Origin of the sequence: Streptomyces sp. NBC_01012 (assembly GCF_045162755.1) — a bacterium.
In the GTDB taxonomy this organism is placed as follows: Bacteria; Actinomycetota; Actinomycetes; order Streptomycetales; family Streptomycetaceae; genus Streptomyces.
In genome coordinates this window covers 2,744,289-2,759,619 of sequence record NZ_CP108688.1, presented here as the reverse complement: position 1 = coordinate 2,759,619, position 15,331 = coordinate 2,744,289, and the positions used below count along the sequence as shown (strand labels likewise).

Below are 15,331 nucleotides of genomic sequence, written 5' to 3'. Positions count from 1 at the left end.
GCGGGATGACCATCAGAATCCTCCCGGCGGTCGGTGACGCCGACGCGGCCAGGTCAGTGACCACCCTGCTCAGCCAGCTCCCCGACGCGGAACCCGCGGCACCGGTGAGCGACTCCACACAGCTCATCGACACGCTCGCCCGTCTCGCGGGCGAGGCCGTCGACGAACTGCCCGAGGCCGTCCTGGTCCACGAGCGGATCGGCCCGGTGCCCGCCCTCGAACTCATCAGGGAGGTCTCCCTGCGGTTCCCCGCCGTGGGGGTCGTGCTGATCACCGCGGACGCGAGCCCCGTGCTCTTCGCCGCGGCGATGGACGCGGGGGCCCGGGGCCTGGTCACTCTCCCCCTGAGCTACGAGGAACTCGCCAACCGTGTCCAGGCCGCCGCCCAGTGGTCCACCGGCGTACGACGCCATCTCGGGTCGGGCGCCGATGTGTTCACCGGCCCCGGCGGCACCGTCGTCACCGTCACGGGGGCCAAGGGCGGGGTCGGCACGACCGTCACCGCCGTACAGCTCGCCCTGGCCGCACAGGCGTCCGGGCACGCCGCGGCGCTCGTGGACCTGGACCTCCAGGCCGGTGACATCGCCGCCTATCTCGACGTGCAGTTCCGGCGTTCCGTCGTCGACCTGGCGGCCATCACCGACATATCGCCCAGGGTGCTCTCCGACGCCGTGTTCTCGCACGACACGGGCCTCGCCCTGCTGCTGGCCCCGGGGGAGGGCGAGCGCGGCGAAGAGGTCAGCGACCGGTCCGCCCGCCAGATCGTCAGCGCCCTGCGCTCACGCTACGACGTCGTCGTCATCGACTGCGGAAGCCAGATGAACGGGGCCAACGCCGCGGCGATCGAGATGGCCGACACCGCAGTGCTGGTGACCACCCCGGACGTCGTCTCGGTGCGGGGCGCCAAGCGCATCATCCGGATGTGGGAACGGCTCCAGGTCCGCAAGGGCGAGGAGACGGTCTCCCTCGTCAACCGTTTCAACCGCAACACCGAGATCCAGCCCGCCCTGATCCAGCGGATCACCGGGACCCGGATGGCGGCCACGGCCGTACCCGCGAACTTCAAGGAGCTCCAGGGGGTGGTCGATTCGGGCCGAATGCACGAACTGGACCCACGCTCCACCGTGAAACAGGCCCTTTGGGCCCTGGCGGGTGAGCTCGGACTCGTGAAGCCTGGAAAGGGAACGGAGTCCCGCGGCGGCATGCTGCGGGGCGACCGGGGCTCGATCGGTGGCCGCAAGCGCAAGGGCGGCACGACCAGCGGGGGAGGCTGACAGTGATGCCAGGCAGCGGAGACGCGGGCCGGATACGCACACGGTTGCGCGCGCACGCGCGGGCACTGTCACCCGTGTCGGCACGGCCGGGAGGCGACCGTGGGCAGCTGAGTATCGAGTTCACCGGGATGGTGCCGATCATCCTGGTGACCCTGGTGCTGCTCTGGCAGGCCGTCCTGGTGGGTTACACGTTCACGCTGGCGAGCGGCGCGGCGGACGAGGGCGTACGCAAGGCGGTCGCCTCCGGCGCCTGGGACCGGCACAGCAGGTGCAGGGACGCCGTGTACGAGCGGCTCCCGAACGCCTGGGAGGGACCCGCGGACGTCAGTCGCTGCGGGTACGAGGAGAACGACATGGTGAAGGCCACCATCACCCTGAAGGCCCCCGTCCTGTTCCCGGGATTCGCCAGCCTCCCCATCCCCGTCAGGGCGACGGCCGGCGCGGCAGCGGAAGGGAAGTGACGCGACATGGCATCCGTACGGATTCCACTTCCACGAGCGGCCGGACGGAGACCGCGCGCCGGCTCGGACCGTGGCTCGACCGCCATCGAGTACCTCGGCTTCCTCCCGGTCCTCATCCTGATCGGCCTCGCGGGCATACAGCTCGGCCTCGTCGCCTACACCGCCCAGCAGGCCGGCACCGGAGCACGGGCCGCCGCCCGTACCGCCTCGCAGGACGGCCTGCGCGGGTCCTACGAACGCGTCGGCAAGGCGTCGATGACCGGCTGGGTGGCCCAGCGGTCCCGGATCGCCGCGCCGACAGGGGGCGAATCGGTCACGGTGAAGGTCACGGTCGACATCCCGGACGTCCTGCTCGGCCTGCTCGGTGACCGGACCGTCGAGAAGTCCGCCACCATGCCCCGCGACTAGCGCATCCCTTTTCACCCGAGGAGTACCACCCATGAGTCTGCGGGCACGCATCACCGCCCCCGAGGAGCGCGGAGGGGGACGGGAGGACGGCCACATGGTCGCCACCTACCGTGCCAAGCTCCTCGAGGAGATCGACCTCGCGGAGATGTCCTCGCTGGCCACCGCCGACCGCCGGGCCAGGCTGGAACGCGTACTGGGCCACATCATCAGCCGTGAGGGCCCGGTCCTCTCCACCCTCGAACGCTCCCAGCTGATCCGCCGGGTCGTCGACGAGGCACTCGGGCTCGGCGTCCTGGAGCCGCTCCTCGAAGACGCCTCCATCACGGAGATCATGGTCAACGGACCCGACCAGATCTACGTCGAACGAGCGGGCCGCGTCGAACAGCTCCCCCTGCGCTTCGCCAGTCACGAGCAGCTGATGCAGACGATCGAGCGCATCGTCTCCACCGTCAACCGGCGTGTGGACGAGGCCAATCCGATGGTCGACGCCCGCCTGCCCAGCGGCGAGCGCGTCAACGTCATCATCCCGCCGCTCGCGCTCACCGGCGCGACGCTCACCATCCGGCGCTTCCCCAGGTCCTTCACGCTCCAGGAGATGATCAGCTTCGGCTCACTGGACGAGCAGATACTGCTGCTGCTCGCCGGCCTCGTCCAGGCGAAGTTCAACGTGATCGTGTCCGGGGCCACCGGCACGGGCAAGACCACCCTCCTCAACGCGCTCTCCGGCCTCATCCCCGAGGGCGAGCGCATCGTCACCATCGAGGACTCCGCCGAACTCCAGCTCCAGCAGAAGCACGTGATCCGGCTGGAGTCACGCCCCGCCAACGTGGAGGGCAAGGGCGAGATCACCATCCGCGACCTGGTCCGCAACTCCCTGCGTATGCGCCCGGACCGCATCATCGTCGGTGAGGTCCGAGGCGGCGAGTCGCTCGACATGCTCCAGGCGATGTCGACCGGCCACGACGGTTCCCTGGCCACCGTCCACGCCAACAGCGCGGAGGACGCGCTGATGCGTCTCCAGACCCTCGCGTCGATGTCCGAGATCAAGATCCCCTTCGAGGCCCTGCACGACCAGATCAACAGCGCCGTCGACGTCATCGTCCAGCTGACCCGGCACGCGGACGGCTCCCGGCGCATCACCGAGCTCGCGGTACTCGACTCGCACGGGCGGGCCCCGTACAGGATCGTCACCGTCGCCCGGTTCGATGCCCGGCCGATGGACACCGACGGGCTGATCCACGGCGAGTTCCAGGCACTGCCCCTCCCGCGCCGTATCGCCGACCGGCTCCACATGGCCGGACAACCGATCCCCCAGGCCTTCGGAGTCGCACCGTCCGACGCGTACCTCGCCACCCGAGAAGCCGAATAGGTACCCCGACATGGACAACCTCGCACCGCTCACCATCGGCGTCACGCTGCTGTGCTGCGTACTCGGCGTCCTCGGCCTGCACGCCTACAACTCGGGCAAGGCCCAGCGCGAAGCCCTCGTCGACCGGCTCTCCTCCACCGGCCAGGTCGAGGGCGGCCCGCAGCGCCGCTTCCCCGGGCTCGACCGCCGGCTGCGCCGCACGGGACTGGGCAGGAGGATCGAGCGGAAGCTGGCGGCCACCGGCCTCGACGTCACCGCCGGCGAGTACTTCCTCTACGTCGTGGCGTCGGTCGTGGCCCTCTGGCTGATCGCCGCCTCCCTGCTGGCCTCGTTCTTCGGCCCGCTCGCCGGACTCGCCGGGATCTGGGCCGCCAACACCTTCCTGAACTGGCACCGCACCAAACGCACCGAGGCCTTCATCGGCCAGCTGCCCGAGATCTCCCGGGTACTGGCCAACGCCACCCAGGCCGGTCTCTCCCTGCGCACCGCCATCGCCATGGCCGCCGACGAACTGGAGGCGCCCGCGGGCGACGAACTCCGCATCGTCGCCGACCAGCTGGGCGTGGGCCGCACCCTCGACGACGCCCTGGACGAACTGGCGACCCGTCTGCCGTCCCGCGAGCTCGTCGTCCTCGTCGCCACCCTCATCCTGTCCAACCGGGCGGGCGGCCAGGTCGTCTCCTCGCTGCGCAACCTCACCATCACCCTGGAGGAGCGCAAGGAGACCCGGCGCGAGGTCCGCACCCAGCTCTCGCAGATCAACACCACCGCGTACGCCGTCCCGGCCATCGGCGTCGGAGCGATGCTCCTCGTCAACTCGATCCTCCCCGGAGCGCTCGACCGGATGACGGGATCGTTCCTCGGACAGACCGCCGTCATCATCTCGCTCGGCCTGTACACCGTCGGCTTCATCGCCATCCGCCGCATTTCGAAGATCGATATCTGAGGAGGGGACCGCTCGATATGGAACTGCTGCTCGCTCTCGTCGTCGGCCTCTGTGTGCTGGGCGTCTTCAAGGGCGTACGGATGTACCGCACCGAGGCGACCCTCCCCGGCGACCTCGCGCTCGCCCTGGAGGTGGGCTCGACCCGCACCACGGCCGTGGGCTCCGGCATCGACCGGCTCGGCATGCGCTGGGCGCCTCTGGTGCTCCGCCTGATGGGCCCGAAGAGGGTCAACGAGAAGCGCCGCAAGATCGACATGGCGGGCAACCCCGACGGCCTCACCGTCGACCGCTACGCCGCCCGCCGTGCCGTCTACAGCGCCCTCGGAGCCTTCGCCGCCTTCGCGATGCTCTCCAGCGGCCAGATCTTCATGGCCCTGCTGATGGTCGCGTTCGGCCTGTTCTGGGGCGAGGTCGGCATCTGGGCCGCCGTCCGCAAACGCCGGGACGACATCGACCGTACGCTCCCCGACTTCCTGGACGTCCTCGCCGTCGTCGTCTCCGCAGGACTCGGCTTCCGGCAGGCACTCGACCGGGTGTCGGAGAAGTACAAGGGCCCCTGGGCCGACGAACTGCGCATCACCCTGCGCCAGATGGACATGGGCGTCAGCCGCCGCCAGGCCTTCGACGAGCTGCGCAGACGCAACGACTCCGAGCAGGTCGCCATGTTCGTCACCGCGCTCCAGCAGGGTGAGGAGCTGGGCGCACCGATCGTCGACACCCTCATCGCCATCGCCAACGACATGCGCCGCACCGACGCGCAGAACGCCCGGCGCAAGGCGGCGAAGGCGGTCCCCAAGGCCACCCTGATGGTCACCACTTTCATGATCCCCGCGACCGTGCTCCTGATGGGCGCCGCCATGCTGCTCGGATCCGGTACCGACCTCGGGTCCCTGACGGGGGAATGAGCGGCCGGCCGATGACGATCTCCCTGCACCCGGGACCCGAGCCCACGGACCCCCGCCACACCCTGTCCACCCCGGTGGGCCCGGCACCCACGGTCTCCATCCAGGTCAACGCCCTCCAGGCGCTGGCCAGGCAGGTGTTCCTCTTCCGGCTCGCCATGATCGCCATCGGCACCCCGCAGGCCATCGACAACAGCGCCCCCGGCGTCGCGGGCTGGCTGGTGGGATCGGCCGTCCTCGTGACGTTCGTCGGCTCGTACGCCCTCTACCGCGACTGGGAACGCTTCGGGCCGCTCCTCGTGCGCCACCCGCTGCTCCTCGGCGTGGACACCGTCTTCGGCGCGCTGCTGCTGTTCACCGCCACCCCCGAGTCGACCCTCGGCTACGCCGTCGTCTGCACCCCGCTGCTCGCCGGACTGCTCTACGGCTGGCGTGCCGCCGGAATCTTCGCGGCTGTGCAGAGCCTCATCCTCGCCGCCGCCTACAGCGTCGACAACCGCCCCCAGTCGAGCCTGGCCGACGTGCTGCTCCTGCCCGGCTTCTGCATCCTGGCCGGCGCTGTCGGAGTGGCCCTGCGCAATCTGATGCTCCGCGTCGGCGCGGCCAGCCAGGCCCTGACCGAGACCCGGGCCCGGCTCGCCGTCAGCGAGGCCGTCGAGGGCGAACGCGGCCGGCTGGCCCGGGAGATGCACGACTCCGTTGCCAAGACCCTGCACGGCCTGGCCCTGGCCGCCGACGGCCTGGCCGGCTCCGCCGACCGCATGGACCCCCCGACCGTCAAACACCAGGCGGAGCTGGTGGCTCGCTCGGCCCGGCGGGCCGCCGCCGAGTCCCGCGAACTCCTCTCCGACCTGCGCCGCGAATCGGGGCTCGACGGGGGCGTGGACCTGATCACCGAACTCCGAACCAGGACCGATGACTTCAGCCGCCGCCACGGCGTGGAGGCGGTGTTCCGCAGCCCGGGCGACACCCCCGTACCGCCGGTCCCGCAGGTCGTCGCCAGACAGCTGCTCACCGTCGCCTCCGAAGCGATGGAGAACGCCAACCGGCACGCCCACCCCACCTACCTCATCGTCCTCGCCGGCATCAAGGGCGACGTCCTGCGCGTCAGCGTGTACGACGACGGGCAAGGACTTCCCAAGGGCACCACGCTCGACGACCTGCGAAGGGCCGGCCACTTCGGGCTCGTCGGCATGGTCGAACGCGCGGCCTCCATCGGCGCCCGTATCCGCATCGGCAGGGGCGAGGCGGCCAAGGGCACGGAGGTCCGCGTGGAACTCCCGACGGCCGCACTGTTCCAGGCCGGGGCGGACCCGTAACCGCTGCGGCGGCCCGGACACCGGCCGTAGCGCTCCACCGCTCCAGCACTCCCCGTGTTATTTCCGTCCCCACCCCCACGAGACCTGAGAGGAGGTCGCAGAATGTCGGATGACGTATCGCGCGCGTCGGGCCAGGACTGGTCGGCACAGAACCACGCCTCCCAGCACACGTCGTCGCACGGCGCCCCGCTCAGCACGGAACTCAGCTCCCCCGCATTCCCGGCCACCACCCACCTCCCGCCTTCGTCGCCCCAGGGCCCCGAGCCGATGCCCGCCTTCCCCGCAGCACCCGAGCGGCCTGCCCCCGGGCCCCTGCGGGTCGTCGTCGCGGACGACAACCCCGTCGTACGGGCAGGACTCGGGGTCCTGCTCAGCGGCCGCGCTGACATCGATGTCGTGGCAGAGGCGGCGGACGGACGCGAGGCCTACGACGCGGCGGTACGCCACCGCCCCGACGTCATCCTGCTCGACGTCCGGATGCCCGGGGTGGACGGCCTCTCCGCCCTGCCGCACCTGGTGCAGGTTGCACCCGTGATGATGCTGACGTACAGCCGCGAGAGCGACATCGTGCACGAGGCCCTGCGTCTGGGCGCGGGTGGCTATCTGGTGCACGGCGAGTTCACGGCGGACGAACTCGTGCAGGCCGTACGCGACACGAGGAGCGGCCGGGCCCCCTTCACCGCCACGGCGGCCAACGCACTGCTCACCCATATGCGCCAAGGGAGGGAGCACCGGCCGACGCAGCTCCCCGAGGGGCTCGGTGCGGCCCTGACACCGGACGTTTCCCCGGCCGGCCCCACCTCATCGGCCCAGCCTCCGGGCAACAACTCGTACGGCACGCGGGGCCCTTCGGGGGCGGGGGTGCAACGGGCCGGACATCTGCGAGGTCTTTCGCAACTGCAACCTGTTGTGGCACAGTCTTCGTCTGACAGAGAACCGAGCAGGCCCCAGGCGGCCAACAGACAGCAGTACGACCTGAGTTCGAGGGAGGCGGAGGTCATGGAGCTCATCTCGTCGGGCATGAGCAACCAGCAGATCGCCGCTACCTGTTTCATCAGCGAAAAGACCGTCAAGAACCACATCAACAGGATCTTCACCAAGCTGCGCAGCGGCAGCCGCAGCGAGGCGATTGCCCGCTGGCTCGGCACGGAGCCGGGCTCGGGACCTGCGACGAGGGGGACAGGCAGCCATGGCTGATCGGAGGAGGGGCCCCGAACCCGGGGCACGCACGGAGAGATGGGCCCAGCGCGCGTTTTGGGTCCGTCTTTGGGCCCTGGGACCCTCCGCCGGACAGACCGTCCAGCCGTACGTTTCTCATGTCACCAGCGGCACCGGCCAGGAGGAAGCCGGTAACACGGGTGCCACCAACGAGACTTACGCGTCGGCCGGCTCACGGTCGGCCGAACCCGGAGGGGAACATCATGAGCAACCTGATGCTGAAGGCTTCCGTCAATGCCAAGGTCTGGGCGAACACGTCTGTCCAGCGCATGAAGGCCCGGGCGGACCAGGGGCAGGGCGCTGTGGAGTACCTGGGCATCATCGTGGTGGTCGTGGCGATCATCGCGGCGCTCGTGACGACGAACATCGGCGAGACGATCGGGACCGCTATCACCGGGCAGATCAGCAAGATCACCGGTGGGGGCGAGGGCTGACAAAACAGACCCGCGAGTCAGGGCAGGCTTTCCCCATCTACATCATGGTGGTGGCGGGCCTGCTCTTCCTTGCGTTCGCCTACTTCGCCGTCGGCCAGGCGTCGATGAAGAAGAACGAGGCCCAGACCGCTGCGGACGCGGCGGCACTAGCGGCGGCCCAGGACGCTCGGGACGAGTGGTCATGGCCGGGAGCCTTCGACCTTGACGCATGGGACGACCTCCTGAGCGGCCGGGACATCGGAGCGGGATCATGCGCCGCCGGTGAGTGGCTCGCGTCGCAGAACGACGCCCACCAGGTCTCCTGCAACAGGGGTTTCTGGCCCGAGGCGTCCTACACCGTCAAGGTCAAGACTGACAAGACGGTCGGCGAATCGGTGATCACTAGTACGAAGACGACGAAGGCCGAGGCCACCGCACGAGCGGTGATCGAGCCCCGCTGCCGTATCGAAGAGGACACGCGTCCCACTCCGAGCGCCTCGGCGGAGGACGATGACGACACGGACGATGCCGAAGAGGAAAAGGCCTACAAAGTCGTCTGCGATGACGAAGACTTTGACATCGACCCGAAGCACATCGATCTCCTGCCGGACCTGGCAGACCTCTTCTCCGTCCACCTGGCCGATAAGTAGATGAACGTCACCGAAAGGAACACGCCAATGCGTGTAGCCATGACCCGGATTCGCTTCAAGGGAGTCGCTGTGGCGGCTGTTTCTGTAGCCATGGCTGTCGCGCTGACGGCATGCGGCGGCGACGACGGATCGGACAAGGCGGAGGGAAAGACCAAGGAGCCGTCCGCGTCCTCCGATGCCCGGAAGAGTGAGGCGCCCGGGCCTGAAGCAGAGGACGAAGGCCAGGTGCTTGCCACGATAAAGGGCAAGAACGGCGTAGAGGCCATTGTCAGCTCGGCTGAGCGTGAGTCCGGCGGATTTGTCACGGTCAAGGGGCGTGTGAAGAACGGATCGAAGCAGATTTGGGCCGCCGTCGGATGGCAAGGACTCGAGCAGGAAGTTGTGGGCAACGGCGCATCCATGGCCGGAGCGAGCTTGGTGGACAAGGCGGGAAAGAAGCGCTACCTAATTCTGCGTGACACCGACGGCCGGTGCCTCTGCACGAAGTTTGACGGCCTCCAGCCAGGCGGAGAGACCCCGTTCTTCGCCCAGTTCCCCGCCCCGCCGGCGGAGACCACCGAGGTCGACTTCCAGATTCCCACCATGCCCACCGCGACGATCAAGATCTCGGGGTGACGACCGCTATGCAGCCTTCCACCCCCACACCAGCCGCATCCCGAACCGCACTGCGACGCCGTATCGGCGTCTGCACCGCCGCTGCGGTGGTCCTCGGCACCTCGACTCTCTGGGGTGCCACCTCGGCCTCGGCGGACGACAACCCCACCGCCGTCCCGAGCGCCTCGCCGCCTGTCGAGGTCGACGCGAACTCACCCGGGCTGATGCTCGGGGACGGCGCAACCCTCGGAGATGTCCGCGTCCTCGACATCAAGTCCATCGTCGAGGACATGGGCGGCGAGGAGCGTCGCGAGGACACCAATGCCGACATCACTTTCGCCCTTCAGGCCGAGGTTCTCTTCGGTAAGGACAGCGCGAAGCTGAGCAGTGCGGCCAATGCCCGTATCGCCACCATCTCCGAGGAGATCAAGAAGCAGAACGCGACCAAGGTCCGCGTCTTCGGCTTCACCGACAACCTCGGTTCCTCGGCGCACGGCGACGTCCTCTCCAAGCAACGGGCCAATGCCGTGCAGGGGGTGCTCGCACCCAAGCTCCCGAGTGTCACCTTCGAGATTCGCGGCTACGGCGAGCAGTACCCGATCGCCGACAACGAAACCGAAGAGGGCCGTAAGAAGAACCGCCGCGTGGAGGTCTCCTTCCCCCGCTCCAACGACTCGTAGAGCAAAGCTGTTTGGCGCCCACCCCCAGTTCATCGGTCAAGGCCCGTGAACTGGGGGTGCGGAGCGGGAGCCGGTCTGTCCGAAGCCGGAGACCCGGGCTCTCGGCCTGGTGAGGGCACGAGGCCGGACAGGGCGCTCGTACGACCCCTATCGCGGCACGACGGCCGCGAATACGCCCCGTGCAGCCGTTCCGTCCGGCCAGGTCCATCCGGCGACGAGGCGGCCGGAGGCCCCCTGTGCGGCCTCCACCGACTGCAGGACGCGGTTGACCTGAACGTCGAGCCCGTCGCCGGGGCCCGTTCCCTGCACGGTGACGGTCGGGTCAGGGGTGTCGCTCTCGCTCTGGTGCTGCGGCACAGCCACGCCTCTCAGGAGAGCACTCAACTGCGCCGTCACCACCGGGTCGTGGACGCCGTCGTAGATCCACCGGGTGCCGAGCACCCCGTGCTCGGAGGTTCCGATCAACGCCTCGCCGGGGGCGCCATGCAGCGGCGCACCCCGGTACCCCATCGGTACCAGATACGCCACCGGCCCCTGCGCGGCGGCATCCGCCACGACCATGATCTCGATGCCGACCGCGCCCTCCGGGTCGTCCAGACGGAACCCACCTGCCTTGACGAGTTCCGTCGCTTTCGGGTCGCCTACGAACCAGCTCTGCTTCGGGAGCCAGTCGCTGAGCAACTTCAGCTTGGTGGGTGTCATGGTGGTCCGATGGACAAAGGCCATGCGAGCTCCCTCACGGGTGGGTCCGGACCCGTCCTTCAACGGGATGCCGTTTAAAACTATAGGAAGCCGCATGCTTCCCCACGTACGACGAACTGGCCGTTTCCATCCGCCGGTTACGCGGAGCCGCCCGTCATTCGACCCGTCGTTCACCCCTCCCGTTCTCGAACGGCGTGGGTCTCGGCGAAGGGCAGGAGAAGCGCGGCGGTGCCTGGCGGGTCCTCCACGATGGGCGTGTGCCCGGAGCCGGGCAGCAGCTCGACCTCCGCGCCCGGGACGACGCGGTAGTCGGCTGCGGACGAGGGCCGCCATCTGAGGTCCGCGTCACCGAAGATCACCAGCAGCGGCTTACCGACGGCCGAAAGCCGGTCCGGGAGCGCACGCTCGTTCAGATAGGCGGTGGAGGCCCGCATCGCCGTCGTGATCGCGGTGATCCCGTGGAGGGGCAGGCCACGCAGCTCCTCGACGAGCTCTTGTGGCACGTCGTAGCCCGCACGGAACCCGGTGCTCGCGAACTGGCGGATCTGCTCGTCGGGCGGCGGCCACTGCTCGGGGCGGAACGCGGCGGGCCCCACTGCGATGAAGGCATCCATGCCTGGGCCGGTGTTGATGAGCGCGAGCGCGGTCACCAGCTCGGGCCGTTGCTCCGCGAGCGCGGTCGCGGCGTAGCCACCGCTGGAGTGGCCGACGACCACGGCGTGCTCGACGCCGAGCCGGTCCAGCACCGTGCCGATCCTGCGCCCCTGCTCCCGGGGCGCGTAATCGCCGTCGTCCGGCTCGGCCGAGCGGCCGTGGCCCGGCAGGTCGATCCGGATGACGCGGTGGAGCCCGGCCAGCAGCGGGACCAGGGCGTCCCACGAACGGCCCGAGGAGGCGGATCCATGGATGAGCAGGAGCACAGGGGCGTCGCGGGGGCCGTCCTGGCGAACGTAGATGTCGCCGTGCTCCAGGTCGATGACCGAGCCCTCGGAGGCTCGGGCTTCGTCGTTCGCACGGGGATGCTGGTGCCTGTCCGGAGAAGTCATGACTCCACTGTCGCCGCCGGTGCACACCGGTGGCTTGGACAAATGTTCCCTCCTCGGTCTGCCTAGGTAGCATTGAGTAATGGCGTCCACCACGAGTGAACGTGACCATCGCGACGACTCCGCCGCGTGGGATGTCGCACGCCCGCAGCGGCGCATCGGGCCGGCCGGCGTCGATATGGCGGGCTTCCGGGTTGCCACCTCGCCCGCCGGTGGCCTGCGGGTGGTGCCGCACCCGGCGGTGATGCTGATCCTTGACTTCGGGGCGATCCCGTCCACGGTGGAGGACGGCTCCGGACGGCGACATCGGGGCAGCCTTGTCGCGGGCCCCGGGTTCGGTTCCGGAGGCGGGGTCCGGGGGTGGGGCGAGCGTGCCGAGTGTGTGCAGGTGCGGCTGTCGCCCGTGGTCGCGGGCCCGATTCTGGGCGTATGCCCGGCCGATCTGGCCGGTTCTCCGGTGCCCCTCGACGAGGTGTGGGGCAAGGAGGTGTCACGGATCCGCGAGCAACTGAGCGAAACCCGCTCCTGGGACGACCGCTTCGCGATCGTGGCTGCGTTGCTCGCCCGCCGGCGTGAGGCCGCCCGCACACCGGCGGTGGACCCGGAGCTTGCCTGGGCCTGGAATCAGATCGTCGACGGCAGGGGGCTCGTCCGGGTCGACGACTTGGCGGCCGAGCTCGGCTGGAGCCGTAAGCGTCTGTGGTCCCGGTTCCACTCGCACCTCGGCATCCCACCGAAAGGCGCCGCGAAGCTGGTCCGCTTCGACCACGCCGTGCACCGTATGACCGCGGGAGAGCACGCGGCCCAGGTCGCGGCCGACAGCGGCTACTACGACCAGCCCCATCTGCACCGGGACGTCATGGCGTTCACCGGCAAGACTCCGGCGACCGTGCTGGGCGAGCCGTTCCTGACGGTGGACGACCGCGCGTGGCCGACCACGGAACACCGGGACGCACTCTCCGCCACCGCTGCTGCTGCCACGGTCACTGCCCTTCACTCCGGGTGGTGATCCGGGCTTCCGAAGTCGGGGCTCGTGAAGTCGGGGCTCGCGAAGTCGGGGCTGCTGTAGCGCGGGCGGGGGGCCGGGCCGTCGCTGGGGTCATCTCCCGGGCCGGAGAAGTTCGGCCGTCCGTAGCCGAGCCTCGGAACGCGGCGGACGGGCGGGGTGGACGCGTCCCAGTACGAGGCGCGCGTGCCGGGATCGGTGAGGGCATCCCGTAAGAAGGGAAGGATGCCGCGCTCCAGCAGGGCCTGGCTCCAGGCTTGCGCAGCCCAGTTCACGTGTTCCTCGCCCAGTCCGCTTCGGCGGGTGGTCTCCCTGGCGTAAGAGGGCTTGTCGCTCTTGACCGCGAGCACCTGGAGGGCCCCCCGGACAGGGGGGTGCCGGCGCCGATAAGCGAGCGTGGCCCGCCAGATGACGAGCAGGACCACAGTGAGGGCCCCGAACACCCACCCAGCGGTGAACAAGCTCCGGCTGAACTCCGAGGCGGAGGCGAACACTTCGAGGATGAACCCGATGAGGAGGAAGAAGACGGCAGCCGCTCCTGCGAGCAGGGGGGCGAGGACGGGGAAAGCGCTGAACGGACTGGCTTCGGGCAGATCGAGCGCCCCCAGGACCAGCGGTTCGCTCATGGCCCGAGGTCCATGGCGGGGCTTGGGCTTGGACCGCGCGGACGTACCTGCTGACCTCGAACCCGCTCCCGCCGCCGCAGCTCCCGCCGCCTGGGCCGACGGCACCTCCGGGCGTACGCGCAGACCCAGCAGCGCTGCCAGCAGACGGCGTCCGTAGGACATCGTGGCCCACCGCGACGGAGCGACGACATCTGCGTTCCGGTCGGCGCCAGGATGCCCGGCACCCAGGACGGCCACACCGAACCGCCGGCCCAGATCCGACCGCGCGCCCCGGTCGGTTGACTGCGGAACCGCAGCCGACCACGCCGCGTCCGAGGATTCATCCCGGGACGCCGACTCACGGACTTCGTCGCGGACCGCGACATAGTGCTGGTACTCGTCCGCTGCCGCCGCCGTGATGTCAGGGGCGGCGCCGAGCGCCATGGCGCGCAGCTGCTCCAGGCCGAGCCGTCGGCCCCCGGCGGCCGGCTCCGGGCGGTCGAGGACGATACGCAACGCCCGGTCGATGAGCCGCTCGTACTCGGGACGGTCCTCGTTCAACAGGAACGGATGGCTGTTCACAGCCCCTCCTCCCCGATCGTCGGGCCCTGCCGCCACCGTGGCGTGCCGAGGCCGTCGAAGCCGGGCCCCGCACCGTCGGCCGGTTCCGTGGGAACGGGAGTATCGCCCGGCCCCGTCGGATCCGGGAGCTGTGCCCGCACCGCCCCGGCCTCGCCGAGTGCGGGATCCTGCCTGCGGACGTTCGCGGTCGTTGCAGGCGGCCTGGAAGACGGCGCAGGGGACGACGCGGAGGACGACGCGGAGGACTGCGTGGGCGGTCCGGAGAGCGGAAGCGGGGCGGGGATGGAGGGCGGCAGATCCGGTTCGCGGGGTGCCACGGGGGGCGTGGGCTGCGGTGCGGGCGATGCCGGAGCCCTGGGCGCCGCGTCGGGCCGAGCACCGGGACGCGCGTGGGTCGTCGCTGCACCGGGCTGTGTGTCGGCCGTCCCGGCATCGGGCCGGGCGTCGGCCGTCGCGCCACCGGGCCGCGCGTCGGCCGTTATGACACCGGGAGCGCCTGTGGTGCCGGGACGGTCCGCACCGCCCAGGTCCCCGACACCGCGCGTGGAAGTCGAAGACTCCCCTGCGACCGCTGTTGTGTCTTCCGCCGCAACGGACACCCCGACCGGCTCCCGGACACCCGTCAGCGACTCGTTCACCGTCTGGATGCGGCTGAGTTGGGTGAGCAGCATGGGCGCCGACATGCCGACGACGAGCGTGGCGTACTCGCCGTCGATCTGGCCCGTGGTGCCGAACAGCACGGCCGCCCCGGCACCCATGGCGCTGTGGAGAACAGCCGCGACGATGTCGACGGCGGGATCGAAGTACGCGCGGAACCGCGGGGGAACATCGCCGGCCGTCCCCTCGACGGTCAACCGCCGATGGACCCGCCGATCGGCCTGCCACGACACGAACCGGGTGTAGAGGTCCAGCGCCCCACGCAGCAGACCACCCGCGGCCCCCAACAGAACTAACGTCGGGACGTCCACGATCTCCCCCCGGTGAAGGCGCTCAGGCCTGGCTGAGAATATCTGAACACCGCACGAGCGTAGAGCCGCACGCAGGCCCCGGGGTGGGGAACGAGCATGATCGGGCCATGATCGGGCCAACTTCCCCCTTTCGAGTGGGGCTTCGTGCATGGTGGCCCGGTACCGTGGGCCGACCGGTCTCGGTGCCGAGC

At 69.9% G+C, this 15,331-nt stretch carries 17 protein-coding genes; 13 read left to right on the top strand and 4 right to left on the bottom strand.

Going from position 1 to position 15,331, the window contains the following annotated elements; all coding sequences use genetic code 11:
- The first annotated feature begins 5 nt into the window (after positions 1–5).
- The 12 genes from OG623_RS12110 (at position 6) to OG623_RS12055 (ending at position 10,234) form a co-directional block, all read left to right on the top strand.
- A complete protein-coding gene (locus tag OG623_RS12110; protein WP_406146270.1) occupies positions 6–1,274 on the top strand; it encodes a CpaE family protein in 1,269 nt (422 codons plus the stop codon).
- 5 nt (positions 1,275–1,279) lie between these two features.
- Positions 1,280–1,735, top strand: a complete 456-nt coding sequence (locus OG623_RS12105) for a pilus assembly protein (RefSeq protein ID WP_406146269.1) — start codon at positions 1,280–1,282, stop codon at positions 1,733–1,735.
- A 6-nt stretch (positions 1,736–1,741) separates the two neighbouring features.
- Positions 1,742–2,143: a TadE/TadG family type IV pilus assembly protein gene (locus tag OG623_RS12100; protein WP_406146268.1), complete on the top strand. Its 402-nt coding sequence runs from the start codon at positions 1,742–1,744 to the stop codon at positions 2,141–2,143.
- 31 nt (positions 2,144–2,174) lie between these two features.
- The gene (locus tag OG623_RS12095; RefSeq protein ID WP_406146267.1) at positions 2,175–3,512 is read left to right on the top strand and encodes a CpaF family protein; all 1,338 of its coding nucleotides are present in this window, start codon (positions 2,175–2,177) and stop codon (positions 3,510–3,512) included.
- A 10-nt stretch (positions 3,513–3,522) separates the two neighbouring features.
- Positions 3,523–4,458, top strand: coding sequence for a type II secretion system F family protein (locus OG623_RS12090; RefSeq protein WP_406146266.1), 936 nt, complete (start codon positions 3,523–3,525; stop codon positions 4,456–4,458).
- 17 nt (positions 4,459–4,475) lie between these two features.
- On the top strand, positions 4,476–5,363 hold the full coding sequence (locus OG623_RS12085) for a DUF5936 domain-containing protein (protein ID WP_406146265.1): 888 nt from the start codon (positions 4,476–4,478) through the stop codon (positions 5,361–5,363).
- Positions 5,364–5,374: 11 nt separating this feature from the next.
- Positions 5,375–6,679: a sensor histidine kinase gene (locus OG623_RS12080; RefSeq protein WP_406146264.1), complete on the top strand. Its 1,305-nt coding sequence runs from the start codon at positions 5,375–5,377 to the stop codon at positions 6,677–6,679.
- Positions 6,680–6,781: 102 nt separating this feature from the next.
- Complete coding sequence (locus OG623_RS12075) at positions 6,782–7,876, top strand: response regulator (protein ID WP_406146263.1); 1,095 nt, start codon at positions 6,782–6,784, stop codon at positions 7,874–7,876.
- A gap of 224 nt (positions 7,877–8,100) precedes the next feature.
- Positions 8,101–8,331, top strand: coding sequence for a hypothetical protein (locus OG623_RS12070; protein ID WP_406146262.1), 231 nt, complete (start codon positions 8,101–8,103; stop codon positions 8,329–8,331).
- On the top strand, positions 8,328–8,960 hold the full coding sequence (locus OG623_RS12065; protein WP_406151790.1) for a pilus assembly protein TadG-related protein: 633 nt from the start codon (positions 8,328–8,330) through the stop codon (positions 8,958–8,960). Before OG623_RS12070 ends, OG623_RS12065 begins: the two co-directional genes overlap by 4 nt.
- Complete coding sequence (locus OG623_RS12060) at positions 8,961–9,575, top strand: hypothetical protein (RefSeq protein WP_406146261.1); 615 nt, start codon at positions 8,961–8,963, stop codon at positions 9,573–9,575.
- Positions 9,576–9,583: 8 nt separating this feature from the next.
- Positions 9,584–10,234, top strand: coding sequence for an OmpA family protein (locus OG623_RS12055; RefSeq protein WP_406146260.1), 651 nt, complete (start codon positions 9,584–9,586; stop codon positions 10,232–10,234).
- A 147-nt stretch (positions 10,235–10,381) separates the two neighbouring features.
- On the opposite strand, the gene OG623_RS12050 is transcribed toward OG623_RS12055, so the two are convergent.
- Both OG623_RS12050 and OG623_RS12045 read right to left on the bottom strand, forming a co-directional pair.
- The gene (locus OG623_RS12050) at positions 10,382–10,960 is read right to left on the bottom strand and encodes a maltokinase N-terminal cap-like domain-containing protein (RefSeq protein ID WP_406146259.1); all 579 of its coding nucleotides are present in this window, start codon (positions 10,958–10,960) and stop codon (positions 10,382–10,384) included.
- A 146-nt stretch (positions 10,961–11,106) separates the two neighbouring features.
- A complete protein-coding gene (locus tag OG623_RS12045; protein WP_406146258.1) occupies positions 11,107–11,982 on the bottom strand; it encodes an alpha/beta fold hydrolase in 876 nt (291 codons plus the stop codon).
- A gap of 79 nt (positions 11,983–12,061) precedes the next feature.
- Here OG623_RS12045 and OG623_RS12040 point away from each other — a divergent pair, with 79 nt between their 5' ends.
- Positions 12,062–12,988 carry a helix-turn-helix domain-containing protein gene (locus tag OG623_RS12040; RefSeq protein ID WP_406146257.1) on the top strand — a complete coding sequence of 309 codons (927 nt, stop codon included), beginning with the start codon at positions 12,062–12,064 and terminating at the stop codon, positions 12,986–12,988.
- Here OG623_RS12040 and OG623_RS12035 read toward each other — a convergent pair.
- Together OG623_RS12035 and OG623_RS12030 are read right to left on the bottom strand one after the other, a co-directional pair.
- Positions 12,973–14,172 carry a hypothetical protein gene (locus OG623_RS12035; protein ID WP_406146256.1) on the bottom strand — a complete coding sequence of 400 codons (1,200 nt, stop codon included), beginning with the start codon at positions 14,170–14,172 and terminating at the stop codon, positions 12,973–12,975. The genes OG623_RS12040 and OG623_RS12035 overlap by 16 nt on opposite strands.
- A complete protein-coding gene (locus tag OG623_RS12030) occupies positions 14,169–15,140 on the bottom strand; it encodes a hypothetical protein (RefSeq protein WP_406146255.1) in 972 nt (323 codons plus the stop codon). Before OG623_RS12030 ends, OG623_RS12035 begins: the two co-directional genes overlap by 4 nt.
- Positions 15,141–15,331 lie beyond the last annotated feature (191 nt).

What these genes read in the sequence shown, in the direction of transcription:
- OG623_RS12040 (WP_406146257.1), top strand. Translation starts at nt 12,062, where the DNA reads ATGGCGTCCACCACGAGTGAACGTGACCATCGCGACGACTCCGCCGCG.
- OG623_RS12055 (WP_406146260.1), top strand. Translation starts at nt 9,584, where the DNA reads ATGCAGCCTTCCACCCCCACACCAGCCGCATCCCGAACCGCACTGCGA.
- OG623_RS12110 (WP_406146270.1), top strand. Translation starts at nt 6, where the DNA reads ATGACCATCAGAATCCTCCCGGCGGTCGGTGACGCCGACGCGGCCAGG.
- OG623_RS12105 (WP_406146269.1), top strand. Translation starts at nt 1,280, where the DNA reads ATGCCAGGCAGCGGAGACGCGGGCCGGATACGCACACGGTTGCGCGCG.
- OG623_RS12070 (WP_406146262.1), top strand. Translation starts at nt 8,101, where the DNA reads ATGAGCAACCTGATGCTGAAGGCTTCCGTCAATGCCAAGGTCTGGGCG.
- OG623_RS12045 (WP_406146258.1), bottom strand. Translation starts at nt 11,982, where the DNA reads ATGACTTCTCCGGACAGGCACCAGCATCCCCGTGCGAACGACGAAGCC.
- OG623_RS12050 (WP_406146259.1), bottom strand. Translation starts at nt 10,960, where the DNA reads ATGGCCTTTGTCCATCGGACCACCATGACACCCACCAAGCTGAAGTTG.
- OG623_RS12090 (WP_406146266.1), top strand. Translation starts at nt 3,523, where the DNA reads ATGGACAACCTCGCACCGCTCACCATCGGCGTCACGCTGCTGTGCTGC.
- OG623_RS12100 (WP_406146268.1), top strand. Translation starts at nt 1,742, where the DNA reads ATGGCATCCGTACGGATTCCACTTCCACGAGCGGCCGGACGGAGACCG.
- OG623_RS12075 (WP_406146263.1), top strand. Translation starts at nt 6,782, where the DNA reads ATGTCGGATGACGTATCGCGCGCGTCGGGCCAGGACTGGTCGGCACAG.
- OG623_RS12085 (WP_406146265.1), top strand. Translation starts at nt 4,476, where the DNA reads ATGGAACTGCTGCTCGCTCTCGTCGTCGGCCTCTGTGTGCTGGGCGTC.
- OG623_RS12095 (WP_406146267.1), top strand. Translation starts at nt 2,175, where the DNA reads ATGAGTCTGCGGGCACGCATCACCGCCCCCGAGGAGCGCGGAGGGGGA.
- OG623_RS12060 (WP_406146261.1), top strand. Translation starts at nt 8,961, where the DNA reads ATGAACGTCACCGAAAGGAACACGCCAATGCGTGTAGCCATGACCCGG.
- OG623_RS12080 (WP_406146264.1), top strand. Translation starts at nt 5,375, where the DNA reads ATGACGATCTCCCTGCACCCGGGACCCGAGCCCACGGACCCCCGCCAC.